The organism is Celeribacter sp. (genome assembly GCF_048261515.1).
In the GTDB taxonomy this organism is placed as follows: domain Bacteria; phylum Pseudomonadota; class Alphaproteobacteria; order Rhodobacterales; family Rhodobacteraceae; genus Celeribacter.
Window position 1 is genome coordinate 59,102 of the sequence record NZ_JBLXFZ010000009.1, and the last position, 24,276, is coordinate 83,377.

General features: G+C 63.4%; 20 protein-coding genes and 1 riboswitch. Of the genes, 10 read left to right on the plus strand and 10 right to left on the minus strand.

Translation table 11 applies throughout. From position 1 onward, the window contains the following. Positions 1–105: 105 nt before the first annotated feature. Entirely contained in the window at positions 106–1,311 is a 1,206-nt protein-coding gene (locus ACN0SC_RS14825; RefSeq protein ID WP_417250467.1) for a TsoY family (seleno)protein, read from the minus strand. Between the two features lie 181 nt (positions 1,312–1,492). Between ACN0SC_RS14825 and ACN0SC_RS14830 the strand changes: the two genes are divergently transcribed. Both ACN0SC_RS14830 and ACN0SC_RS14835 read left to right on the plus strand, forming a co-directional pair. Next, positions 1,493–2,314, plus strand: coding sequence for an MOSC domain-containing protein (locus ACN0SC_RS14830; protein ID WP_417250468.1), 822 nt, complete (start codon positions 1,493–1,495; stop codon positions 2,312–2,314). Between the two features lie 51 nt (positions 2,315–2,365). Next, on the plus strand, positions 2,366–2,677 hold the full coding sequence (locus ACN0SC_RS14835; protein ID WP_417250469.1) for a hypothetical protein: 312 nt from the start codon (positions 2,366–2,368) through the stop codon (positions 2,675–2,677). Here ACN0SC_RS14835 and cobN read toward each other — a convergent pair. The 4 genes from cobN to ACN0SC_RS14855 all read right to left on the minus strand — a co-directional run bounded on the left by cobN (position 2,674) and on the right by ACN0SC_RS14855 (position 8,640). Beyond that, on the minus strand, positions 2,674–6,357 hold the full coding sequence (cobN, locus tag ACN0SC_RS14840) for a cobaltochelatase subunit CobN (protein WP_417250470.1): 3,684 nt from the start codon (positions 6,355–6,357) through the stop codon (positions 2,674–2,676). The genes ACN0SC_RS14835 and cobN overlap by 4 nt on opposite strands. Then, positions 6,357–6,806: a GNAT family N-acetyltransferase gene (locus ACN0SC_RS14845; RefSeq protein ID WP_417250471.1), complete on the minus strand. Its 450-nt coding sequence runs from the start codon at positions 6,804–6,806 to the stop codon at positions 6,357–6,359. The genes cobN and ACN0SC_RS14845 overlap by 1 nt, the downstream gene beginning before the upstream one ends. 5 nt (positions 6,807–6,811) lie before the next feature. Continuing rightward, complete coding sequence (gene cobW / locus ACN0SC_RS14850; RefSeq protein WP_417250472.1) at positions 6,812–7,897, minus strand: cobalamin biosynthesis protein CobW; 1,086 nt, start codon at positions 7,895–7,897, stop codon at positions 6,812–6,814. A gap of 71 nt (positions 7,898–7,968) precedes the next feature. Continuing rightward, positions 7,969–8,640, minus strand: coding sequence for an energy-coupling factor ABC transporter permease (locus ACN0SC_RS14855; protein ID WP_417250473.1), 672 nt, complete (start codon positions 8,638–8,640; stop codon positions 7,969–7,971). 35 nt (positions 8,641–8,675) lie between these two features. Then, positions 8,676–8,903, minus strand: a riboswitch (cobalamin riboswitch). Between the two features lie 190 nt (positions 8,904–9,093). Between ACN0SC_RS14855 and smc the strand changes: the two genes are divergently transcribed. Then, positions 9,094–12,549 (plus strand): chromosome segregation protein SMC, encoded by a 3,456-nt coding sequence (gene smc / locus ACN0SC_RS14860; RefSeq protein WP_417250474.1) that lies wholly within the window; start codon positions 9,094–9,096, stop codon positions 12,547–12,549. Positions 12,550–12,590: 41 nt separating this feature from the next. On the opposite strand, the gene ACN0SC_RS14865 is transcribed toward smc, so the two are convergent. From ACN0SC_RS14865 to ACN0SC_RS14885, 5 genes are read right to left on the minus strand one after another with little or no spacing between them, the layout of a single operon-like run. Continuing rightward, complete coding sequence (locus ACN0SC_RS14865) at positions 12,591–13,823, minus strand: lytic murein transglycosylase (RefSeq protein ID WP_417250475.1); 1,233 nt, start codon at positions 13,821–13,823, stop codon at positions 12,591–12,593. A gap of 52 nt (positions 13,824–13,875) precedes the next feature. Then, entirely contained in the window at positions 13,876–14,778 is a 903-nt protein-coding gene (gene cbiB / locus ACN0SC_RS14870; protein WP_417250476.1) for an adenosylcobinamide-phosphate synthase CbiB, read from the minus strand. Continuing rightward, on the minus strand, positions 14,775–15,710 hold the full coding sequence (locus tag ACN0SC_RS14875) for a threonine-phosphate decarboxylase (RefSeq protein ID WP_417250477.1): 936 nt from the start codon (positions 15,708–15,710) through the stop codon (positions 14,775–14,777). Before ACN0SC_RS14875 ends, cbiB begins: the two co-directional genes overlap by 4 nt. Then, complete coding sequence (locus tag ACN0SC_RS14880; RefSeq protein WP_417250478.1) at positions 15,710–16,093, minus strand: DUF1636 family protein; 384 nt, start codon at positions 16,091–16,093, stop codon at positions 15,710–15,712. The genes ACN0SC_RS14875 and ACN0SC_RS14880 overlap by 1 nt, the downstream gene beginning before the upstream one ends. Before the next feature lie 42 nt (positions 16,094–16,135). After that, entirely contained in the window at positions 16,136–17,110 is a 975-nt protein-coding gene (locus ACN0SC_RS14885; RefSeq protein WP_417250479.1) for a glutathione S-transferase family protein, read from the minus strand. Positions 17,111–17,495: 385 nt separating this feature from the next. Here ACN0SC_RS14885 and ACN0SC_RS14890 point away from each other — a divergent pair, with 385 nt between their 5' ends. From ACN0SC_RS14890 to cobM, 7 genes are read left to right on the plus strand one after another with little or no spacing between them, the layout of a single operon-like run. After that, the gene (locus ACN0SC_RS14890; RefSeq protein WP_417250480.1) at positions 17,496–17,753 is read left to right on the plus strand and encodes a DUF6732 family protein; all 258 of its coding nucleotides are present in this window, start codon (positions 17,496–17,498) and stop codon (positions 17,751–17,753) included. 5 nt (positions 17,754–17,758) lie between these two features. After that, on the plus strand, positions 17,759–18,997 hold the full coding sequence (locus ACN0SC_RS14895; protein WP_417250481.1) for a sirohydrochlorin chelatase: 1,239 nt from the start codon (positions 17,759–17,761) through the stop codon (positions 18,995–18,997). Continuing rightward, a complete protein-coding gene (locus tag ACN0SC_RS14900; protein WP_417250482.1) occupies positions 18,997–19,641 on the plus strand; it encodes a precorrin-8X methylmutase in 645 nt (214 codons plus the stop codon). Before ACN0SC_RS14895 ends, ACN0SC_RS14900 begins: the two co-directional genes overlap by 1 nt. Then, positions 19,638–20,852 carry a precorrin-6y C5,15-methyltransferase (decarboxylating) subunit CbiE gene (cbiE, locus tag ACN0SC_RS14905; RefSeq protein WP_417250483.1) on the plus strand — a complete coding sequence of 405 codons (1,215 nt, stop codon included), beginning with the start codon at positions 19,638–19,640 and terminating at the stop codon, positions 20,850–20,852. Before ACN0SC_RS14900 ends, cbiE begins: the two co-directional genes overlap by 4 nt. Further along, positions 20,849–21,577 carry a precorrin-2 C(20)-methyltransferase gene (cobI, locus tag ACN0SC_RS14910; protein ID WP_417250484.1) on the plus strand — a complete coding sequence of 243 codons (729 nt, stop codon included), beginning with the start codon at positions 20,849–20,851 and terminating at the stop codon, positions 21,575–21,577. The genes cbiE and cobI overlap by 4 nt, the downstream gene beginning before the upstream one ends. Continuing rightward, positions 21,568–23,418, plus strand: a complete 1,851-nt coding sequence (gene cobJ / locus ACN0SC_RS14915) for a precorrin-3B C(17)-methyltransferase (protein WP_417250485.1) — start codon at positions 21,568–21,570, stop codon at positions 23,416–23,418. The genes cobI and cobJ overlap by 10 nt, the downstream gene beginning before the upstream one ends. Continuing rightward, on the plus strand, positions 23,415–24,194 hold the full coding sequence (gene cobM / locus ACN0SC_RS14920; protein ID WP_417250486.1) for a precorrin-4 C(11)-methyltransferase: 780 nt from the start codon (positions 23,415–23,417) through the stop codon (positions 24,192–24,194). Before cobJ ends, cobM begins: the two co-directional genes overlap by 4 nt. Positions 24,195–24,276 lie beyond the last annotated feature (82 nt).

Here is a 24,276-nt window from a genome sequence, read left to right on the forward strand (position 1 = left end):
TGCCTGTCTGCGCGCGAAATGGCAACGGCAAAGCGGGCGCGCAGCGGACACGAAAAAGGGCGCGCCCGATCAGGCGCGCCCAGCCGCTCTTGTAGAGGAAGGGACCTACTCGGCGGGGACTGCGTTAGGCTCCGATGTGCTGAAGTGTTGCCCGTTGAGGCGGAACACCAGAGCGATCATGGCAAGCTGGAACCCGATGGCGATTGCGGTGACGACCCAGTAGGCGGTGCCGAATTTTTCGATCATGCCTGCGCCAACAAGACCCTTGTTGATGAAGAAGAACCCAAGCACCGACAGCGCCACCCCTGGGCAGACCAGAGCGTAGGAACCCGCGGAGGTTTTCGTGCCGAAGACGAAGTCCTTAAAGTAGCCCTGACGCTTGAGAACGGTGAGCCCGAGGCCGAGGAAGACCAGCTGGATCGACACACCTTTGGCAAGGAACATCAGCGTATCCGTTGCGGTCGAATGACCGTCGAAGGTCGTGTGCAGCCCGTGGTCCTGACGCATGAACATGATCGACAGGATCGTGACCAGCGGGATGATGATCATCAGAGTCGGGCCCGCTTCTTCTGCCGTGCCGTAGTGCAGCATGGAGTTGAATGCCGTGACCAGCGCGAGCAGGGCATAGACCAGCGCTGCCGTGCCGAGCATGGTGGAGCCGACGAGCGATGTGCCCACGATCCACGGTGTTTGCGACATTGCAGCGGGGGAGGCAAAGCCCACGGCGGACATGGCGAGTGCGAAGGCAGGCAGGAGCTGCGCAAAGGAGTTGTGTGCGGTCACATCGAACACGCCGCCTTTCGACAACACCCGACCAAGAAAGTCGGCAATGGTCTTCAGCGCGTTAGCGGCGATCAGCGCAAAGGCGATCATCGCGAAGGGGAAGAGGTATTCGACCACGTTCCACAGACCAGGCACGAAAACCATACCCGCGATAAACAGGCCGTTTACCGACATTGCCAGCGCAAGCGGCATCGCCAGAAGTGTCGTTTCCGCGTTCGATGCACGCAGTTTTGCGTAGCGTTCGGATTTCTTGAAACGGTTATACTGTCCAAGGTTCCAGAACAGGTACTTGAGGTTGAGGAAGACAAAGGTCGCGATCCCGATCATCGCCACGGTGATGCCGAATTTCAGCGCCCCGCCCGATGTGGCCCACGCCGCCATGATGTCTTCGAAGATCGGTACAGGACGACCCGGATGTGGCACCCAGAACATCAGATACATAAAGAACGTGACGGCCAGCCCACCTGCGCCGACCGATGAGAGGAAGTAGAGCGGAACATAGTTCTCGCTGGCTTTTGAGGGTTTCATGATGCGTCTCCTAATTCATATTCAATACCGTGAATATAAATGCGGACGGCTTTTCGCATTGATCTAAGTCAAATGCATCTTTTAATGCGGCGGTGGCTCCGTTTTGATGCATGGGAGCTTTGTCGCTCATGCGCCGATTGCGCTGCGGCGGTAAGCGAATTTCACCAAGGAAACGGATCTGATGCAGATTATCGCCCTCACCACCTATCCACTCAAAAGCGGCGCCCCCACCAGCCACGAACGCATTCTCGCGGGGCCGATGGGGTTGGAGGGCGACCGTCGTTGGGCTGTGTGCGACGAATCGGGCGTGGTGGCGACGCGCCGCGAACTGCCGCAACTGGCGCGATTGAATGTAGCCTCAACTGCGGACGGGTTGCGGACCACCTGCGACGGGATTTCTTTGGAAGTCCCCGTTCCCGTTAATGTCGATCCCGTCGCGGCGCAAGTTTTCTCAACCCGTTTCAATGGCGTTCTGGATGCGGGAGATGCGGCGGCGGGCTTTGTCTCCGAAGCGCTCGGCCAACCGCTACGCCTCGTCTATTTCCCCGACGCGCCTCTGCGGCCTGTTTCGGTCAAGCACGGACCCGAGGGGCATTATACGGCCTTCGCCGATGGCTACCCGATCCTCATCGCCACCGAGGCCTCCCGCGCCGCTTTGAATGCGGCTTTGGGCGAGGAAATCGCCATGCGCCGCTTTCGCCCCAATATCGTAGTCGACGGCGATTTCGCGCCGTGGTCGGAGGACAAGTGGGTTCTGATCCGCGCGGGCGGAGCGCTGCTGCGCATTGTCAAACCCTGCGAACGCTGTGTCATGACCACGCAAGACCCCGACACGGGCGAACGCCTTGATCCGCGCGAGCCGCTCTATACGCTCGGCAAACTCCACCGCTCGGCCCGTGGGAAGATCATCTTCGGCCAGAATGCCATCGTCGAAGAGGCGGGGGTGTTGCGGCTTGGGGATGCGGTCGAGGTGGTGGAAACAGGACCGTCCAATCTGCTGTAATCGCGACAAGCGTTAGGGATTTGTTAACCGTGTCCGTGCAAGCTCCCGGCCATGCGCTTGATCCTGACCTTTCTAATCGCCGCGCTCCCGCTTTCCGGATGCATGACCTCCGCTTCCATCGGATCGGAGCGCCTGACCGCAACGCCGGTCGCCGTCGATGGCCATCTCTATCACGTCTATCGCCACAGGGACGAAAACCGCGCCGAGGCACATCGGGTCGATTTTGTCGTCCCGCCCCCGTCACGTGTTGAGGTTCTCCAAGGCGGATACAAGGCCATCATAGCCGCCACAGGATGCAAAATCCCCAATGGCTCCCTAGATGGCGATCAGGCGATTGTTACAGCAAAGCTCGACTGCTCCTAGTCGCGTAACGCTTCCAGACGCGCCCGCGCCGAGTTCGACCGAGGACGCCACAACCCGCGATCCATCGCCTCCAAGAGCCGCTGGGCAATCTCGTCCAGAGCGGGCGCATTGTGGTCCGCGATAAACTCCCGCGTCTCATCATCCTCGATAAAGGCCGCGTGAACGAGGTCGAAATGATGGTCGCGCACCGCATGGGTCGTGGCGGCGAAGGCAAACAGGTAATCCACTGTCGCCGCGATCTCGAAAGCGCCCTTGTAGCCGTGGCGCTTCACCCCGTCGATCCACTTCGGATTGACCACCCGCGAGCGGATCACCCGCCCGATTTCCTCGTCCAGCGTGCGGATGACGGGCCGTTCGGGGCGTGAGTGATCGTTGTGGTAGATCGGGCGTTCCTGCCCCTGAAGCGCGGCCACCGCCGCCGCGGCGCCCCCCTCGAACTGGTAGTAATCATCACTGTCGAGAAGGTCGTGTTCGCGGTTGTCTTGGTTCTGCACAATGGCTTCGACCGAGGACAGCCGTGCCTCGAAACTTGCGCGATCCCGCACGCCTTCGCCTCCCGCGCCATAGGCATAGCCGCCCCACTCCAGATAGGCATCGGCCAGATCGGCGCGGTTTTCCCACAGCCGCTCGTCGATCATCGCCTGCAAGCCCGCGCCATAGGCCCCTGGTTTCGATCCGAACACCCGCGCCGTGCCTTCGCCCGCCCGCGCCCGCGCGGCGGCGGGGTTGTCGGCATCGCTCTCGTCCAGCGACTGCACCGCACGGGCCGCACTATCCACCAGCGCAATGAGTTGCGGAAAGGCATCACGGAAGAAGCCCGAAACGCGCAGGGTCACGTCCACACGCGGACGCCCCAGCACCGAGGCGGGCAGAATCTCGAACCCCGTCACGCGGCGGCTCATGGCATCCCATGTGGGCTTCACCCCCATGAGCGCCAGCGCCTGCGCAATGTCATCCCCACCCGTGCGCATGTTCGCCGTGCCCCACGCGGTCACAAGCATCGCCCGCGGCCAGTCACCGTGGTCCTGCAAATGCCGCTCGATCAGCAGGTTCGCGGATTTCCAACCCAGCGTCCACGCGGTCTGCGTCGGCACGGCGCGGGCATCCACGGAGAAAAAGTTGCGCCCCGTTGGCAACACATCCATCCGCCCGCGCGTCGGAGCGCCAGAGGGGCCAGCCTGAACGAAACGGCCCGAAAGTCCGCGCAACAGCCCCTCAATTTCGGCAGGACCACAGGCGGCTACGGTCGGCATGACCACGTCGCGCAGGTGGGTCAGAACCGCGTCCGAGAGCGGCCCGACACCGCTCGTTTCCTCATCAAGCATCTGCGCCGAAAGCAATTCCAGTCGTTCCACCGTGTCGCCCGTGGTGCGCCAAGAGTCCTTACTGGTCCGCGCGAGCGCATCAGGGCGCGGTCCCTCCCACGGTGCGGCCATGTCGCAGTCCAGCGGATCGAACCCAAGCGCCAGATCATCGGCCAATGCACGGGTCAGAGAGGCGTTCTCTCCCGTCCCATCCCCGCGCGGAACCCGCACCAGCGCCAGCGCCAGATCACGTGCCAGACGCCCCTCGGGCGCGGTGCCGAAGATATGCAGACCGTCGCGGATTTGCGCTTCTTTGAGTTCGCACAGATAGGCATCGAGTTTGGCAAGATCGCCATCCTCATCCGTCCCTGTCATCCCTGCGTCACGGTCCAGACCTGTCACCGACGACAGCGACAGGATTTCCTTGCGCAGTGTCTCGATCCGTCGCGGATCGACGCCCGCCGCCTCGAAATACTCGTCGACCAGAGCCTCAAGATCGCGCAGCGGCCCATAGGTCTCTGCGCGGGTCAGGGGCGGGGTCAGGTGGTCGATGATCACCGCCTGCGCACGGCGCTTCGCCTGTGTCCCTTCGCCCGGATCGTTGACGATGAACGGGTAGAGATGCGGCATGGGGCCAAGCACCACTTCGGGCAGACAGGTTTTTGAGAGCGCCACGGCCTTGCCTGGCAACCATTCCAGATTGCCATGCTTGCCCATATGCACAATCGCCTGCGCACCGAAGGCATGGCGCAGCCAGAAGTAGAAGGCGAGGTAGTTGTGCGGCGGCACGAGATCGGGCGCGTGATAGGTGTCCGTCGGGTCGATGTTATAGCCCCGTGCGGGTTGGATGCCGACAACCGCATTGCCGTATTCCAGAACGGACAGCGCGAAGCCGCCCGCGTCCCCGTCAAAGAACGGATCAGCCTCGGGCGTACCCCAGCGATCCTCGATCCCCTCGCGCACCTCACGCGGCAGGGTGTCATAGGTCGCGCGATATTCCGCCAGCGAAAGCCGCACGCCCCCCGTCCGCGTTGCGCGGTCGGTAAGCCAGTTGGTCGGTCCGCTCAGGATCGCCTGCATCAGCGCGTCGCTATCGTCGGGAATGCCAGTGACGGCATAGCCCTCACCTGCCAGCGCCCGCAGCGTTTCAATCGTGGCGGCAGGGGTATCAAGACCCACACCATTGGCCAGCCGCCCGTCCTTGTTGGGGTAGTTGGCAAGCACCAAGGCCACCTTGCGTTCCGCTGTATCCGTTCGGCGCAGCGCCGCCCAATTCGCTGCAAGATCGGCCACGAAGCGGATGCGCTCCCCGTCGGCCTGATAGGTTGCAATCGTACATTCGGTTTCCGCGTCGAAATATGCCTCCCCCTTGAACGACACGGCACGGGTAAGCACGCGGCCATCCACTTCGGGCAGGGCGACATTCATCGCGATGTCACGAGCCGATAATCCCGTCAGGCCCTCGTCCCACGCCTCATGAGAGCTGCTCGACAGCACCACTTGGAACACGGGCGCCTCATTGGCAAATGGCGCAGCGAGCGGGTTGTTGCCCGCCTTTTCAGGTGTGCCCACGGCAAAGGAGGTGCAGTTGAGGATCACATCGGGCGGCGCATCGGTGAAAAGCGATTCCAGTGTGGCGACCGAAATCGGGTCTTTCAGCGAGGCGACGAAAACAGGCAGGGGGTTGAGCCCCTTGCGCATAAGCGATTTGACCAACTCGTTGATCGGCGCAAGCCCCGCGCCTTGCACCAAAGCGCGGTAGAAGGTGATCGGCACGATGGGCGCACCCTCCGTCCACTGCGCCCGCGCCGTGTCGAGGTCGCAGACACCATCACCTGGCCAATAAACGCCCGCCCGCAAAAGAGAGGTGGCAGGGGCAGGGCGCTCCCCGCCGTGAATCATCGCTTTGGCATAGGACAGGAACGCGGTCGCATTGCTCGCGCCACCTTCCACCAGATAGGCCCAGAGCGCGTGGTAGTCCTCGGTCGATACGGTCGAAAGTCCCGCCAATTCGGCGTCTGGTTTGTCGTCGCCCGGAAGCGCGGCAAAGGCGACCCCCTCCTCCATCAATCGCGCCGCATATTGCTCCAGCCCGTATTTCCAATAGCCCGACCCGCCAAGCACCCGCGCGACCACCAGTTTCGACTTCGTTGCACAGGTGTCCAGATGCATATCCACCGACATCGGGTGGCGCAGGTGCATGAGTGAGGCAAGCCGCAGCGTGGGCGGCGCGTCCATATCGGCGCGCGCCTGCGACAGCGCCGCCAGTTCCGTGTCTGCGGCGGAAATCACCACCAGATCGGCGGGCGTCTGGCCGAGGTCAAACGCCTCCGTACCATCGTCGATGGCTCCCGGTGTGGCGGCGAGCAGGTGCATTACAATGCCTTTTCGTAGAACACGGAGACGCCATTGTTTTCGTAGTCGCCAAAGGCGAGACAACGGGTAAATCCGTGGCGCTCGTAGAGGCGACAGGCGGCTTCCAACTCGTCGCCCGTCTCCAACTTGAGCGCGCCCAATCCTTCCTCACGCGCTGCATCCTCAATGGCGCGCAACAGGGAACTTGCGATCCCCTTGCCTCGTCCCGCCGCAGCGGTGAACATGGATTTCACCTCGCCATAACCGTCCCCGAGCTTGTAGGCTCCGACTCCCAGAACCGCATCTCCCTCGCGCGCGATGAAGAACCGCACATCATCGGCAGCCAACGCCTCGGTCGGTAGCGCGTGATTGTGCTCGTCGGGGTAGATTTCCGCCTGCAACGCCTGCGCCTCGGCGAGCAGGGCAGCGGGTTGCGGATCGAGCGGGTTGCCGCGTTCAACGATGATCATGGGTCTTAGGCTTTCAGTGCTGTTTCGATGGCGGCGCGATCCATCCCCGCTTGTCCGATTACAACAAGGCGCGTCTGGCGTGGCGCGGTGCCAAAGGGTTGGTCAAAGTAATGATCGACGCGCGGGCCGACTGCTTGCACCGTGAGGCGCATCGGTTTGTCCTTCACCGCGACAAATCCCTTGAGCCGCAGGATGTCATGGGCTCGGATGGTCTGTGCGACTTGGGTGGCGAAGGCTTTCGGGTCCGCGATCTCGTCGCGTTCCACAACGAAACTCTCGAAGTCGTCATGGTCGTGATGGTGGTGGTGATGATGGTCGTGATCATGATCCTCATCGTGATCGTCATGATCATGGTCGTCGTGGTGATGATGATGCACCTCGCCACGCGCGTCCATGTCGGCCTCCGACCCTGCGCCCTGACCGAGCAACACATCCACAGGCAACGCGCCCATTGAGGCTCGCACGACTTGAACGCCGTCACGTGCTTCGCCTTTGAGACGCGTGACCAGAGCCTCCGCCTGTGCTTCGCCAAGCAGGTCAGCCTTGTTCACAACGATCATGTCGGCACAGGCGATCTGATCCTCGAAGAGTTCCGAAAGCGGTGTCTCGTGATCGAGGTTCTCGTCGAGTTTGCGCTGGGCATCCACGGCGGCGACGTTATGAGCGAAACGCCCCTCGTCCACGGCCTTGCCATCAATCACCGTCACCACGCCATCGACCGTCACCTGCGTCGAAATCTCGGGCCAGTTGAAGGCCCGCACAAGCGGTTGCGGCAGGGCCAGCCCGCTGGTTTCGATCACGATGTGATCGGGTTTGTTCTCGCGCTCCAGAAGTTTCTGCATCGTCGGGATGAAATCATCCGCAACCGTGCAGCAGATGCAGCCGTTCGACAGCTCCATCACATCGTCCTCGGTGCAGGTCTCGTCCCCGCAGCCCTTGAGAATGTCGCCATCGACGCCGAGATCACCGAACTCGTTGATGATAAGTGCGATGCGCTTGCCGTTGGCATTGGCAAGCATGTGGCGGATCAGCGTGGTCTTGCCCGCGCCGAGAAAGCCTGTGACCACGGTGGCAGGAATTTTGGTAGCCATATCAGGCCTCCCCATAACGTGAAAACGCCGGAGCGATGAGGCCCCGGCGTGAGTGTGGAAAATTGCGGAGCTTAGGCGTTGGCCAAGGTGCGCGGCGACACCAGACCTGTGCGGTCCAGACCTTTGATCGCTTTCGCACCCGCCAGAATGGCAAGGTCAACGAAAGGCTCGATGGCGATCACGGCGATATAGGCCGCGCCGAAGGTTGCGATCTCGCCCATGGCAGCAAAGCCCTGACCGTAGATGGCCCAGAAGGCGACCCATGCAACGATGCCCGCCTGATAGGTTGTGGATAGCGCCAGCGCCTGTTTGTAGCTCACATCTGCATAGGCTGTTTTCGGCGCGATGATGCGGTCGGCAACCATCTTGATCGCGAACAACGGCACCAGAAGCGTCGTCACGTTCATCCCGTATTGCGGCAGATCGAAGGGCGCGACCGTCACACCTTGCAGTAACAGACCAAGCGCAAGGCCGAGCGCGGCAGGGGCTGCGCCGAACAGCAGGAACAGTGTCGAGCCGAAGATGAAATGCACCTCCGAGACGCCCACGGGCACATGCGGCAGCACTTGGAAGGAGAAGAAGGTGGCGATCACTGCGAGCGCGGAGCGGGAGATGAGCGACGTGGCGCCGCTCTCTTTGATAGCGTCCCACGCGTATTTCGCGGTGAAGCCCGCAGCGCCAGCGGCAGTGGCAACAGAAAGCGCGATCTTCGCGCCGTTCACGATTCCGGGTTCGATATGCATAATCTCTGTCCTCTAATGCCGTCATCCCCGACGGCGGTTGGTTATGAGGCGAAGGCTGGTCTCCTGGCTCACGGGTCGTAACGCGTCCGTCCCCTTCCCAAGGCATCTCTGCCCCAGTGGGTGTCTTGACGAGGCGCTCACCGCTTACAGTCGCGGGGGCGGCTTCGGCTTTGGACCCCGATTTGGGTCGTCCACACCAAATTCCCAATTCTCCCCTGAACGCTTGGCGTCATCATTGGGGAACCTTTGCAGGGCCCATTTGGCGTATCGACTCGCCGAGGGTCAAGGTCTTTCGCCTTCCCGCGACCCTTTGGCCTCCGCAGGTCGCCGATTTGCGCGATATCTTGTGGATAACTGTGCCTGATTGCCCACATCTCGGTGCATCGCCATTGACACGCGGCAGTCACCTCCGAACACTCGCTCTATCCGACGGAATCAGAGAGGAATGCGCCCTTGCGGTTCACCCGCCTTAGACTGAACGGCTTCAAAAGCTTCGTTGACCCGACCGATCTTGTGATCGCGGACGGGCTGACGGGTGTTGTCGGGCCGAACGGTTGTGGCAAGTCGAACCTGCTGGAGGCATTGCGCTGGGTCATGGGGGAGAACCGCCCCAAGGCCATGCGCGGCGGCGGCATGGAAGATGTGATCTTCGCTGGTGCCTCGACGCGTCCCGCGCGCAACTTTGCCGAAGTCTCCCTGATGATCGACAATTCCGAGCGCCTCGCACCGCCCGGTTTCAACGACGCCGATAGCGTCGAGATCATCCGCCGTATCACCCGCGACGCGGGCTCCGCTTATAAGGTCAACAGCAAGGACGTTCGCGCCCGCGATGTGTCCATGCTCTTTGCCGACGCCTCCACGGGCGCACATTCGCCCGCGCTCGTGCGTCAGGGGCAAATTTCAGAACTGATTAACGCCAAGCCGAAGAACCGTCGCCGCGTGCTTGAGGAAGCGGCGGGGATTTCGGGACTTTACCAGCGCCGCCACGAGGCCGAGTTGAAACTCAAGGGCGCTGAGACCAACCTCGCCCGTGTCGATGACGTGATCGAACAACTCGCCAGCCAGTTGGCCTCGCTCGCCCGCCAAGCCCGTCAGGCCGCCCGTTACCGCGAGATCGGGACGGAACTGCGCCATGCCGAGGGGCTGCTTTACTACCGCCGTTGGCGCGATGCCGACGAAGCACGCTCCGAGGCCGATGATGCTTTGCGCACCCGCACCAAGCAGGCAGGGGAGGCCGAGCGCCTTGCCCGCGAGGCATCAAAGCAGCGCGAAGCCCGCGAAGAGGCCCTCCCGCCCCTGCGTGAGGAGGAGGCCATCGCGGCCGCTGTCCTGCAACGTCTCACCACCGCCCGCGACCAGTTGGACGAGGAAGAGAGCCGCACCGCCGACACGATCGCAACGCTCACTCGTCGTATCGAACAACTCGTGGCCGACATGGCCCGTGAGGAACAGCTCAACAAGGACGCGGGTGAAACCATCGCGCGGCTGGAATGGGAGCAAAAGGAACTGGCCAAGGCCTCCGAGGGCCATGGCCCGCGCCTTGAGGCCGCCGCTCTGGAATCACAAGAGGCCAGCGAGATCCTGTCCGACCGCGAAACCGACCTGTCGGAACTGACCGAGGATGTGGCCCGCCTCTCTGCGCGCCACCAATCCGCCAACCGCCTTGTCGAAGACAACCGGAAAACACTTGAACGCGCTCGCGTCGAGGCTGATCGCGCCCGCGAGGCCGTAGACGCCGCCCGCGAGGCGATGGAGACATCTGGCGCAGCGCTCGAAGCCGCCAAAGCCGCGCAGGACGAGGCCACCGCCCGCGCCGAGGCTGCCGAAGCCAAGCTGCTCGCTACAGACGAGGCCCGCGCCGAAGCCCATACCCGTGAAAGCCAAGCCCGCGCTGCACGTTCCGAGGCCGAGGGCGAGGTCGGTGCGCTCAAGGCCGAAGTCTCCGCACTCGCCAAACTGCTCGACCGCGACCAGACATCGGGTACGCAACTTCTCGATCTCGTGAAGGTTCAATCTGGCTATGAGAAGGCGCTGGGCGCCGCGCTGGCCGACGACCTGCGCCAGCCCGCCATCGAGAGCTATCAGGCGTCGGGCTGGGTCACGCTGCCCGAGTATGACGACGATCAGGACTTGCCGCCCTCCGTGCAATCGCTTGCCGATTTCGTCACCGTCCCCGACCTGCTCAAACGCCGCATCTCGCAAATCGGTTTCGTGCGTGCCGAGGATGGCGCACGGCTTCAGGCCGAGTTGGAGCCGGGTCAACGTCTGGTCTCCATCGAGGGCGACCTGTGGCGCTGGGACGGGTTCCGCGCAGGGGCCGAGGACGCCCCTTCCGCCGCCGCACTGCGCCTGCAACAACTCAACCGCTTGGAAGACCTCAAACAGGAACTCGTTGCCGCCGAGGCCAAGGCATCGGGCGCGGTTGCCGCCCACGACCATCTCAAGGCCGAACTGACGCGCCTGACCGAAGAGGACCGCCGCGCACGCGAAGACCGTCGTGAGGCCGACCGCGCGCTTTCCGAGGCGGCCCGCGCCCTGTCACGCGCCGAGAATGACCGCAGCCTCGCCGAGGGCAAGGTTGAGAATCTTGGTCTCGCCGTGTCCCGCCACGAAAGCGACGCCCGCGACGCCGAGGCGCGTTTGAGAGAGGCCGAGAAGGGGCTTCAAGGGCTGCCCGATCTGCAAGCCGCCCGCGACCGTATCGAAGAGATCAAGATGACCGTCGAGGCCGCGCGGATCACCATGATGACCAAGCGCTCAAGCCACGACGAAATCCGCCGCGAGGGCGAGGCCCGCACCCGCCGCTCGCAGGAAGTGACCAAGGAATTGAGCGGCTGGCGTCACCGCCTTGAGACCGCCGAGAAGCGCATCGGCGAGTTGATGGAGCGCAAAAACGCAACCGAGCAGGAGTTGGAAGCCGCCTCCACCCGCCCCGCCGAAATCGCGGAGAAACGCGCGAGCCTCATGGAGGAAATCGCCACAGCCGAAACCCGCCGTAAAGCCGCGTCGGACGCGCTGGCCGAGGGGGAGACCGCTCTACGCGATGCAGTGCAGGCTGAACGCGAGGCCGAGCGATTGGCGTCCGAGGCTCGCGAATCCCGCGCCGCCGCCGAAGCTCGCCGCGATGCCGCCCGTGAAACCGTCGAGGGCGCCGTGGCCCGTATTCGCGAGGAGTTGGAAACCACGCCCCGCGCCTTGCTCGAAGAGCTCGACGTGGACCCCGAAACGATCGCCGACCACGATACCATCGAAGTCGATGTGAACCGCCTTAAACGCTTGCGCGACAGTCTGGGTGCGGTGAACCTGCGTGCCGAGGAAGACAGCCGCGAAGTGCGCGAGGAGCATGACTCTCTGGTCGCGGAAAAGAACGACTTGGAAGAGGCGATCAAGACCCTGCGCGGGGGCATCAATGCGCTCAACCGCGAGGGCCGGGAACGTCTCCTGACCGCCTTCGAGCAGGTCAACGAGAGTTTCGGAAACCTCTTCAAACACCTCTTCGGCGGGGGCGAGGCGAAACTCGTTCTGGTCGAAAGCGACGATCCGCTTGAGGCTGGGCTGGAAATCATGTGCCAGCCACCTGGAAAGAAGCTTTCCACCCTTTCGCTGTTGTCAGGTGGGGAGCAGACGCTGACCGCGCTGGCGCTGATCTTTGCGGTGTTCCTTGCCAACCCCGCGCCGATCTGTGTGCTCGACGAGGTGGACGCGCCTCTCGACGATGCCAACGTCACGCGCTTCTGCGACATGCTTGACGAGATGACGCGCCAGACCGACACGCGCTTCCTCATCATCACCCACCACGCCGTTACTATGGCGCGGATGGATCGCCTGTTTGGCGTGACGATGCAGGAGCAGGGTGTGAGCCAGCTGGTCTCCGTCGACCTCAAAAAAGCCGAGCAGATGGTGGCGTAATCCCCGCCGCATAGGGCGGGGATTGTGCGTGTCGTTGAGCCTTACAGCGCGTTCAGCAACGCCGTTGTCGGCCACGCATCGGCAGGCAGGCCAAGCCGCTTTTGCTCCGCTTGCACCGCCGCGCGGGTCTTGCGGCCAAGGATACCATCGACACCGCCGACATCATGCCCACGCGCCGAGAGCTTGCGCTGCAACTGTTCCATCTGCGCACCCGACAGGCTCGCATCGGGATTGCCCGCGTTGTAAACTGGAGCGCCCTCAAGACGGGTGGCGAAATAGGCCGCCGTGGTGACGTAGACGAAACTCTTGTTCCACTCGAAGTAGACCTCGAAATTCGGATAGGCGAGGAAGGCGGGCCCCTTGCGACCCATCGGCAGGATGACGGAGGCCTTCAGGTTGCCGTTGCCGAGTGATCCGCTGCGCGGCTTCACGCCGAGCTTGGCCCATTGCGAGACTGTCAGCTTGGTATCCAGACCCGTTTTCGACCAATCGAGATTGGAAGGGACGGTGATCTCCTGCAACCACGGCTCTCCCGCACGCCAGCCCAGATCCTTGAGCATCTTGCCGCCTGACATAAGCGCATCGGGCGCGGAGGTCTTGAGCGAGACATGCCCGTCACCGTCGCCGTCCACGCCGTTGTGGAGAATGTCTTCGGGGAGCATTTGCACCATGCCGATCTCGCCCGCCCATGCGCCCTGCGTGGTCGCGGGGTCAAAGTCGCCACGGGCATAGAGTTCCAGCGCAGCGACGATCTGTGGCTGGAACAACTCGGGGCGGCGGCAGTCATGGCCGAGGGTCATGAGCGCGTTGAGCGTGTTGAAGTTGCCCTGCACCTGACCGTAGTCCGTTTCCAGCGCCCAGAAGGCCAGAAGCACCCCGCGCGACACGCCGAATTCGCGTTCCACTCGGTCGAAAACCGAGGCGTATTTGCCGCCGTAGTGGCGACCGTTGTCGATGCGGTTCTGGCTGATGACAGCGCGGGAGAAGTCGATGAAGTCCTTTTTGAATACGCCCTGCGCACGGTCGGCGCGCAGCACCGCATCGCTTTTTTGCGCGGAGGCGAAGAAGCGGTCAACGGTAGCCTTGTCATAGCCGCGCGATTGCGCGTGGGATTTCATGTTGCCGACAAAACTGCCGAAGGAGCCGCCGCAGGGCACGACTGTCTGCGCGGCCCCCACCTGTGGCAGGGCAAGGCTCGCGGCGAGGATGCTCGCGGAAATTACGGTGCGGCCAAACGATTGAAATGGCGCGCGGAGTCGGGCGGTGAATGTCATGACGTGTCCCTTGGTAAACTGGTTTGCAGGCACGTTACCCACCACCGCGCTCTCACGCAAACGCGACGATGGCAGTCACCGCGACCATCACGCCCCAGACCCGCCAGAGCGCACCGCAGGCGCGGGTGATATCGGCAGGTTGTGCGTCGCGGCGGCCATCAGGATGCACCCAAGGGAAAGGCGTGAGCGTGCCCCCGTAAGAACGCGGCCCCGCAAGCGCCACGTCAAGCGCCCGTGCCATCGCCGCTTCGGGCCAGCCCGCATTGGGGGAGCGATGCCGTGCGGCGTCATGGGCGATGCCGACGGGTTCGATCCGCAGGTGCGTCAGCGCGATGAAGAGCGCCGTGAGCCGTGCGGGGATCAGGTTGAGCAGGTCGTCGAGCCGCGCGGCGGCCTTGCCAAACTCCTCGTGGCGTTCCGTGCGGTAGCCAATCATGCTGTCGGCGGTATTGACCATCTTGTAGATCAGCATCGCGGGCAGGCCGCCGATCAGGAACCAAAAGGCAGGCGCAACAACGCCGTCGGAAAAATTCTCCGCCGCGCTCTCGATAGCGGCGCGGGCAACCGCGTCAGGCGTCATCTCGGCGGTGTCCCGTCCGACGATTTTGCCCACTTCCGCCCGTCCCTCGCGCAGTCCCGTGGTGAGCGCCTTTGCCACCGCTCCGACGTGATCCACCAGCGAACGATGCGCCAGCAGGATCGCGGCTACCACGATGTCGAGCAGGGGGAAGAGGGCGAGGACATAGCCCGCCACTCCCGAAAGAAGCACCAGCGCGAGGATCAGCACGGCACCCTTGGCAATTCGATGGTCGCCCGCGTTGAACCGTTCGTCCGCCCAACCGATGAGCCGCCCCATCACAACGGCAGGATGTGGCACACGCGACCAAAGCCAGCGCGGTTCGCCCAGTGCCGCATCCAGCAGCAGTGCCAGAAGAAGCGCAAGGCCCGTGCTCATAGCGCGGCCTCCACCTGATCCCATCCCGTTGCGGGGGGCAGGCCGAGCCGCAGCCATCGCTCCGAATAGGGGAAGATCCGCGACCAAACACGCCCTTCGGCCAGTCGCCGCTGCCATGCGCGGGCGTCGTCAACGTCGTAAAGGCGGAAAAGTGTCGTGCCGCCCACAAGCCGCGCACCCTTGTCTGTCACGAGAGCATCAAGCCGCGCGGCATCCTCCGACAGTCTCGCCCGTGTCTCCGCCGCCCATTCGGGATCGCTCAAGGCGGCCGCGCCAATGGTGAGCGCGGGGCCAGAGACCGCCCACGGTCCGATCATCGTCGCCAGACGATCCACCAGCGCAGGCGCGCCGATGGCAAAGCCGAGCCGCAGCCCCGCCAGACCCCAGAACTTCCCGAAGCTTTTCAGCACAATCGTATCGTCGCGGGTGGTGCGGTCGATGTGGCTGGTTTCGGGCGCGACATCGCAAAAACTCTCGTCGATCACCGTGAAGGGCGCGGTAAACTCCGCTGCATTCCAAAGCCGCCCGTCGGGGTTGTTGGGATGCACAGCGACCTGCACCGATCCGAAATCCTCGCCCACGTCCCAGCCATGCGCCTCAAAGGCGCCCGCGTGTTCGTTATAGGTTGGCGTCACGATCCGCGCCCGTCCCTGAGGCCAGAGCGCGGGGATGCGCGCGATCAGCGAAGAGGCTCCAGGAGCGGCCAGAACAGCCGCCTCGTCAGGCACGTTCCAGAACGCGCGGGCGGACTGGATCAAATGATCCTGCGCCGCGGCGTCAGGGAGTGCGGACCAAGCGTCTGCGCCGATCTCGCCAATAGGGTAGGGGTCGGGATTGATTCCCGTGGACAGGTCAATCCAATCGGATCGTTCCCCGCCGTATCGCGCCACGGCGGCGTCCAACCCGCCCCCATGATCACGATGCCTGCTCATCAGGTATCTCCGTCGGAGGGCTCGGGCAGGGGCAGATGCCGCGAGACGAAATGCCCCTTCACGCCTTGGGGCCATTCGCGGAAGGGCACTTGGCCTGTGGGTGCGGCGGCATGTTGCGCGGCATAGGCGACGATGGCCTCGGCGTCCTCCGCCGTGCCGTCGAATTTGCCCAAGCTATAGCCGATTTTGCCCGCGCCCTGCACAATCACATTGCACGCACGCTCGCAGCCCATGGTGCAAGCCACGCGGCGCGTCGCAACGCCTGCCTTCTCCGCACGGGCTTCGATCTCGGCGGCGAGAACCTCGCCGTCGGTTTTCTCATCCCCGCGCGCGGCCCAATCGTCGCGCTTGCAGGTTTCGCAAATGGTGATCCATGTCGTCATGGCCCCTCTTTTGCCACCCGCCCGCACAAGTGCAAGTCAAATCTACCCGCGACAGTGCGGCGCGTCGAAATCAATCTCGGGTGTGACTGGGACGATGCGGTTGGGATTGATCGTGTCGTGGCTGTAGTAGTAGTGGCGCACGATGTGATCGAAGTTCACGGTCTCCGCCACGCCCACCCATTGGTAAAGCTCGCGCACACAGCCCCAGATGTTCGGGTAATCCTTGAGCATGTGGCGGTTACACTTGAAATGCCCGTGATACACCTTGTCGAAACGGACCAAGGTGGTGAAGAGCCGCCAGTCGGCCTCGGTCACGCGGTCGCCCGTCAGGTGGCGGTTTTCAGCCAGAATGCCCTCGATCCAGTCGAGACTGTCAAAGAGCGGACCAACCGCCTCGTCGTAGGCGTCCTGCGTCGTGGCAAAGCCGGCCTTGTAAACACCGTTGTTCACCGTGTCATAGATACGCGCGTTGAGTGCGTCGATCTGAGGGGCGAGGTCATCGGGATAGAAGTCCAGCGTATTGCCCGTGAGCCCGTCGAAGGCAGAGTTGAACATGCGGATGATCTCGGCGCTTTCGTTGGACACGATGGTGCCGCGCTGTTTGTCCCACAGGATTGGCACAGTGACACGGCCCGAAGCTTGCGGATCGGCCTTGGTGTAGATGTCGCGCAGGTAGGGCAGGCCAAAGAGATCATCGCCCGTCGCTCCGTCGAAATCCGCATCAAAGGTCCAGCCTTCCGACAGCATGTCGGGATGCACCACGGAGACCGTGACGAGATCCGTCAGCCCCTTGAGCGCGCGGAAGATCAGCGTGCGATGGGCCCAAGGGCAGGCATAGGAGACATAGAGGTGATAGCGGTCGGCCTCGGCCTTGAAGCCGCCCTCTCCGCTCGGTCCTGCCGATCCGTCTGGCGTGATCCAGTTTCGGAAGCTCGTGACGGTGCGCACGAACCGCCCGCCCGATGCCTTGGTGTCATACCAGCTGTCGTGCCATTCGCCGTCTTGCAAATATCCCATGTCATTACTCCTGATCGCACGGCTCCAAAGGCCGCGCCCCGTATATTTCGTTAAACAAAACCTAGTGCGCAGACGTGTGTGCGAAAATGTTGATTGGGGCGCAGAATGCCTGCGCATATGCACAGAAATATAACGGACCTCGCGCAGGACATTGCCATGCGACAGGAGCTGCGTGGAAAGCGTTTGAGAATCCTCCCCGCGCATCCTATAGATGGGGCGACGAGCCCCGCCATGCGGGACAGAGAGGTTGGCCGCAGGAAAGATCGACCCATATCGGGGATCGGATGCAGCATCGTCAAAGGTCGCCCGCGCCGCACCGCGCGGATCGTCCCAAGCCTCCTTGACAGTAACGCCCGCCCGTTCGGGCAAACGACAAGGATATACCATGAGCCGCACATTGCGCAGTGTCACAGCCCTTCCCCTTCTCCTCGCCGCGGCCCCTGCCGTTGCGCATCCCGGACACATCACCGACACCGTCGCAGGTCACGACCATTGGGTCGCTGGCATCGCGCTGGGCATTGCGGCTGGCGTTGCCATCATCGGTGCGATCAAGTCGATCAAGGGCTCCAAAGCCGCGCAGGAAAGCGAAAACGAGGCCGCCGAGAGCGACGCCTCCTCCGACGCCGACCCGCAGGAAGCGTGAGCGCCATGAAAACCGGAGTGATGATCTGCGGCCACGGGTCACGCAGCCAAGCCGCCGTGGACGAATTTGCCGTGCTGGCCGAGAAACTGCCCGCGCTTCTTCCCGAGGACTGGCTGGTTGACTACGGCTATCTCGAATTTGCCAACCCTGTGATTCGCGACGGCCTTGACCGTCTGCGCGAGGCGGGCTGCGACCGCATTCTCGCCGTGCCGGGGATGCTCTTTGCCGCGATGCATTCCAAGAACGACATCCCCACGGTTCTCAACACCTACGCCGCCAAACACGGTGTGGACATCTCCTATGGTCGCGAACTTGGCGTTGATCCCAAGATGATCGCCGCCGCCGCCGACCGTGTGCGCGCCGCTGTAGATGCCGCCAATGCCGAACATGGTGAAATGCCGCTGCACGAGACCGCACTGGTCGTCATCGGGCGCGGGGCCTCTGACCCTGATGCCAACGCCAACGTGTCGAAAATCGCGCGGATGCTGTGGGAAGGCATGGGCTTCGGCTGGTGCGAAGTGGGCTATTCGGGCGTGACCTTCCCGCTCGTGGAGCCTTGCCTGCAACACGTTTCCAAGCTCGGTTACAAGCGCGTCATCGTCTTCCCCTATTTCCTCTTCACAGGCATCCTGATCGACCGCATCTACGGCTTCACCGATCAGGTCGCCGCCGAACACCCCGACATCCAGTTCGTCAAAGCAGGCTACCTGCGCGACCACCCGAAGGTGCTCGAAACCTTCGCCGAGCGGATCACCGAACAGGCGGGCGACGCGCAGATCCCCAACTGCGGCATCTGCGCCTACCGCACCCAAGTGCTGGCGATGGACAAGGGCGAGAGCCGCACCATCTCCTCCGAGGACCGCAACCACCCCGCCTTTGCCGACATGCCGCCACCCACCTGCGTGCTGTGCAAATACCGCACCCAAGTGATCGGCTTCGAGGCCGAGGTCGGCGCGGTGCAGGAAAGCCACCACCACCACGTCGAGGGCCAAGGCGCCTCCGCACCTGGTTCCAACGTGGCCGATTGTACGCTGTGCGATACCTTCTGCACGGGGATGTGCCGTCTCGACATGCAGCACGAGCATCACCACCACGACCATGACCACCACCACGGTCATAGCCACGGTCACGACCATCATCATCACCACGGTCACGATCACCACCATGACCATGACCACGTGCATCCCGTCTACCCGCACGCGGATCACCCGCACGGGCCGGAAAGCGCGCGGAAAGCAAAGTGATGCGCCCCTACATCAAAGACCCCAAGGCGATCTACGCGGAGAGCTTCGCCACCGTGCGGCGCGAAGCGCGCCTTGATCGCTTCGGCGCGGGCATGGAGCATCTCGCCATCCGCCTGATCCACGCCTGCGGCATGGTCGAAGTGGCCGACCGCCTCGCCTTTTCGCAAGGGGCCTATGAGGCGGGCCACGCGGCCCTGCAAGCCGGTGCGCCGATCCTGTGCGATTGTGAAATGGTCGGCGCGGGAATCATCCGCCGCTACCTGCCCGCCGAAAACGAGGTCATCGTCACGCTCAACGATCCTGCCGTGCCTGATCGCGCCGCGGCCATCGGCAATACCCGCTCGGCGGCTGCCGTGGAACTGTGGGACGACCACCTCGACGGTGCGGTTGTCGCCATCGGCAACGCCCCCACGGCGCTCTTTCACCTGCTCGAACGCATCGACGAAGGCGCACCCAAACCCGCGCTCATCCTTGGCTTCCCCGTGGGCTTCGTCGGTGCCGCCGAGAGCAAGGCCGAACTCGCCACCAACCCGCGCGGTGTGCCTTTCGTGGCGCTCAAGGGACGGCGCGGCGGATCGGCCATCGCATCGGCGGCGGTCAATGCGCTCGCCGTGGGCCTGCCTGAAATCGGGGAGCGGCAATGACGACCCGCGCACCTTGGCTCCATGTCATCGGCATCGGTGATGATGGCCTCGACAGCCTCACCCCCGCCACCCGTGCTGTGCTGGAAAGTGCCGAGGTTATCTTCGGCGCAGACCGCCACCACGCCCTGACCAATAGGCTCAAGGCCGAGCGCCGCGCATGGCCCTCGCCCTTTGACGCGCTGATCTCTGACTTGCGGGCGCTGCGGGGCAAACGTGTTGCGGTCCTCGCCACGGGCGACCCGCTCTGGTACTCGGTCGGCGCACGTATCGGGCGGGAGATCGACCCCGCCGAGATCACCTATCACCCGCAATTCTCCGCCTTCCAACTCGCCGCCTGTCGTCTTGGCTGGAGCCTCGCCGATTGCGAGACGCTCACCATCCACGGACGCCCTGCGGCGCAGATCGTTCCCTTCCTCGCGCCCCGCCAAAGGCTGCTTATCCTCACCAAAGACGCGCAAAGCCCGTCCGAGGTCGCGGGCCTCCTGACCGAGCGCGGCTATGGTGCTTCCCGCCTCACGGTGCTGGCACATATGAACGGCGCGGATGAGGCGCGGTTCGAGGGCACTGCCGCCGACTGGTCCCACGCCGTCCCAGACTTCCACACCCTCGCGGTGGAATGTATCGCCGACGAGGGCGCGGCCCTGCTCCCACGCACGGGACTTCCCGACGATGCCTTCCTCTCGGACGGTAATATGACCAAACGCGAGACCCGCGCCGTGACGCTGGCCAAACTCGCGCCCGCACGCGGGGCGCTGCTTTGGGATATCGGCTGCGGCTCTGGCTCCGTGGCAATCGAATGGATGCGCGCGGCACGAGACGCCCGCGCCATCGGGATCGAGCGCCGCGCGGACCGCCGCGACATGGCCACAACCAATGCCGTGACCTTGGGCGCACCCGCACTCAAACTGATCGACGGGGAGGCTCCCGCCGCGCTTGACGGATTGCCCGCGCCCGACGCGGTGTTCATCGGCGGTGGCCTGACCCGCGCCGTGTTCGACGCCGCATGGTCCGCGCTCAAACCCCACGGGCGGCTCGTGGCCAATACCGTCACGCTTGAGGGCGAGGCTGCGCTGTTGGCGTTGCACGCTGAATTTGGCGGCGAGCTTGTCCGCCTCTCGGTGGAGCGCGCCAAACCTGTCGGGCGGCTGCACGGCTGGAAACCCTTCATGACCGTTACGCAATGGTCGCTGACCAAGGGAGTTATCGCATGAAAGGCACCCTTTATGGCGTTGGCCTCGGGCCAGGTGATCCCGATCTGATCACGCGCAAGGCTGCGCGGCTGATCGAAAACGCCGAAGTCATCGCCTACCCGACGCTTGCGGGCGGCTCGTCCTTTGCCCGCGCTATCGCCGCCGAGTTGATCCCCGCCACTGCGCAGGAGATTGTCATGGATGTGCCTATGAGCGTCGAGCGTGGCCCCGCGCAGGCTGCCTATGACAAGGGCGCAGCCGAGATCCGCGCCGCTCTTGATGCAGGTCGCGATGTGGTGGCGCTCTGCGAAGGCGACCCGTTCTTCTACGGTTCCTTCATGTATCTCTTCGCGCGGTTGCGAAAGGACTATGCGGTTGAGGTCGTGCCTGGTGTGACCTCGGTGACGACCTGCGCCGCCGTTTCGGGGCTGCCTATGGCGGCGCGTAACGAGGTGGTCACAATTTTACCCGCCCCTAAGATAGCGTACGCAGGGGTCCGACAGATGTCCGACACATATCCGACGGATATCATACAGGGGTCCGACACCATCGCGATCATGAAGCTGGGCCGCCATTTTGCCGCTGTCCGTGCCGTGATCAAGGAGGCGGGCCTGACCGAAAAAGCGGTCTATATCGAGCGTGCATCGACCCCCGACGAGGTGGTCCTTCCACTCGCGCAAGCGCCTGAAAAGGCACCATATTTTTCCATGATCCTGATCGTGAAAGGGGCCGACCCGTGGCTGTAAAACCCGTAGTTGTGGCCGTAAGCGCCAGCGGAGAGGCGACCGCCGCGAAAATCGCCGTGGAACTCGGAGCCGAGCTTCATGGCCGCGAAGGGCGCACTCAGGCAAAGATTAGCTTTTCCAATGCCTTAGAGCATATCCGCGACCTGTTCGCGGCGGGTATTCCCGTCATCGGCGTCTGCGCCAGCGGCATCCTCATCCGCGCCGTCGCGCCGCTTCTGGGCGACAAGACAACCGAGCCGCCCGTTTTGTCTGTCGCCGACAACGGCAGTGTGGTTATTCCGCTGCTCGGAGGTCATCGCGGCGCCAACCGCTTAGCCTCTGAAATCGCTGGATTTTTGGGCGCCAAAGCGGCGATCACCACAGCGGGAGATGTGTCGATGGGCGTGGCGCTGGACGCGCCGCCCGCGGGGTGGAAACTGGCCAATCCCGAGGCCGCTAAAACGGCCATGGCAGGGATGCTAAGTCACGGTGGCGCAACGGTTTCTGGCGATTTCGCACAGGCCGCCGCATGGCTTTCCGATGTGCCCGAAGGCACGGGCGCAACACTCCTATGCACCGAAGCGCCGCAAGAAGACGACACCGCAACCCTCGTCTACCACCCGCAACGCTACATCCTCGGTGTCGGCTGCTCCCGCAATTGTCCACCCGAAGAGTTGGAAGCACTCGCCCGCCAACAGCTTGAAACCGCTGGCATTTCTCACCACTGCCTCGCCGCAATCGCGACCGTTGACCTCAAGGCCGACGAGCCCGCGATTCTCGCTTTGGCGAAAGCGTGGGACGTGCCGCTGCGCCTCTTCACGGCGGCGGAACTGGAGGCGGAGACAGAGCGCGCGGCCACGAAATCCGACATTGTTTTCAATGAGATCGGCACGCATGGCGTGGCCGAGAATGCCGCGCTGGCCTGTGGCGGGGAGGCGGTTTCTCTGACCCATCCGAAGATCAAATCCGAAATGGCCACCGCCGCCCTCGCCCGCGCCGAAACCGTCATCACGCAGCCTCTTGGCAGACCGCGTGGCCGCCTCTCCGTCGTCGGCATCGGACCAGGCCAGGCCGCATGGCGCACGCCCGAAGTGTCGAAGCTGATCGCTGACGCCGAGGAGCTTGTCGGCTACTCGCTCTACATCGACCTTCTCGGTCCGCTCGCCGCAGGCAAACAGCGCAGTGACTACCCCCTTGGCGGGGAGGAAGACCGCTGCCGCTACGCGCTGGAACAGGCGGCGAAGGGCAAGAACGTTGCGCTGGTTTGTTCAGGTGACGCAGGCATTTACGCCATGGCCGCACTGGTGTTTGAGTTGCTCGACCGAGGGCCTGACGAGAACGGCGTTTCGGATGCAGCGCGGCGGGCAGAGGTCATCTGCTCCCCTGGTGTTTCGGCGCTTCAAGGCGCGGCTGCACGGGCGGGTGCTCCCTTGGGACACGACTTCTGCGCCATCTCGCTCTCCGACCTTCTGACGCCGCGTGACGACATTGTGCGACGCTTGAAAGCCGCCGCCGAAGGCGATTTCGTCATTGCCTTCTACAACCCCGTATCAAAGAAACGCCGCACGCTTTTGGCCGAGGCGCGGGATATCTTGTTGCAACACCGTCACGCCGACACGCCCGTGATGCTGGCCTCCAATCTGGGGCGCGCGACCGAGCATGTGCGCTACCGCCGCCTTGATGAACTAGACGTGGACGAGGTGGATATGCTGACGGTTGTGCTCGTCGGATCCTCCAACACGCGCCTTGCGCAACTGGGCGAAGGGCCACGCATGTTCACGCCGCGCGGCTATGCCCGCCGCATCGACGGTGATCTCAAACACGTCGGCAACCGCCACCTCGAAGGGGAGAGCTCCACATGACGGTCTACTTTATCGGCGCGGGGCCAGGTGATCCCGAACTGCTCACCAAGAAGGCCGAGCGGTTGATCGGGGAATGTCCCGTTTGCCTTTACGCGGGATCGCTGGTCCCTGCGGAGGTCGTGGCCTGCGCACCCGAAGGGGCGCTGGTGATGGACACCGCACCGATGACCCTCGACGACACCCATGCACAGATCAAACTGGCCCATGAGAAGGGGCAGAACGTTGCCCGTGTTCATAGCGGCGATCCCTCGCTCTATGGCGCAATTGCCGAGCAGATCCGCCGCCTGCGCGCCGATGGGATCGACTACGAAATCATTCCTGGTGTGCCCGCCTATGCCGCCGCTGCCGCTGCATTGGGGCAGGAACTCACCATCCCCGAGATCGCGCAGTCCATCGTTTTGACCCGCGTTTCGATGAAATCCACCTCCATGCCCGAAGGCGAGACGCTGGAGAACTTTGCCCGCACAGGGGCAACGCTGGCCATTCACCTCGGCATTCGCAACCTGCGCGAGATCGAGCGGCAATTGGCGCCGTACTACGGCTCGGACTGTCCCGTTGCCGTGGCCTATCGCGTTGGCTGGCCCGATCAGGTGCTGATCCGCGGCACCCTGTCGGATATCCGTGAAAAGGTCCGCGCCGAGAAAATTACACGCACGGCCCTGATCCTCGTTGGCCCAGCTATGGGTGAGGTTTCGGACTTCATCGACAGTGCGCTCTACGATCCCGACATGCCGCATGTGCTGCGCCCGCGAGTGCGGCAAACGGGTGACTCCTGAAGATCGGAAGGGACCGTCACGAAAGGGTAACTTGACGGTAACTATATTCGGCGCATCTTAGTGTTAACCAACGCTTGGAGTG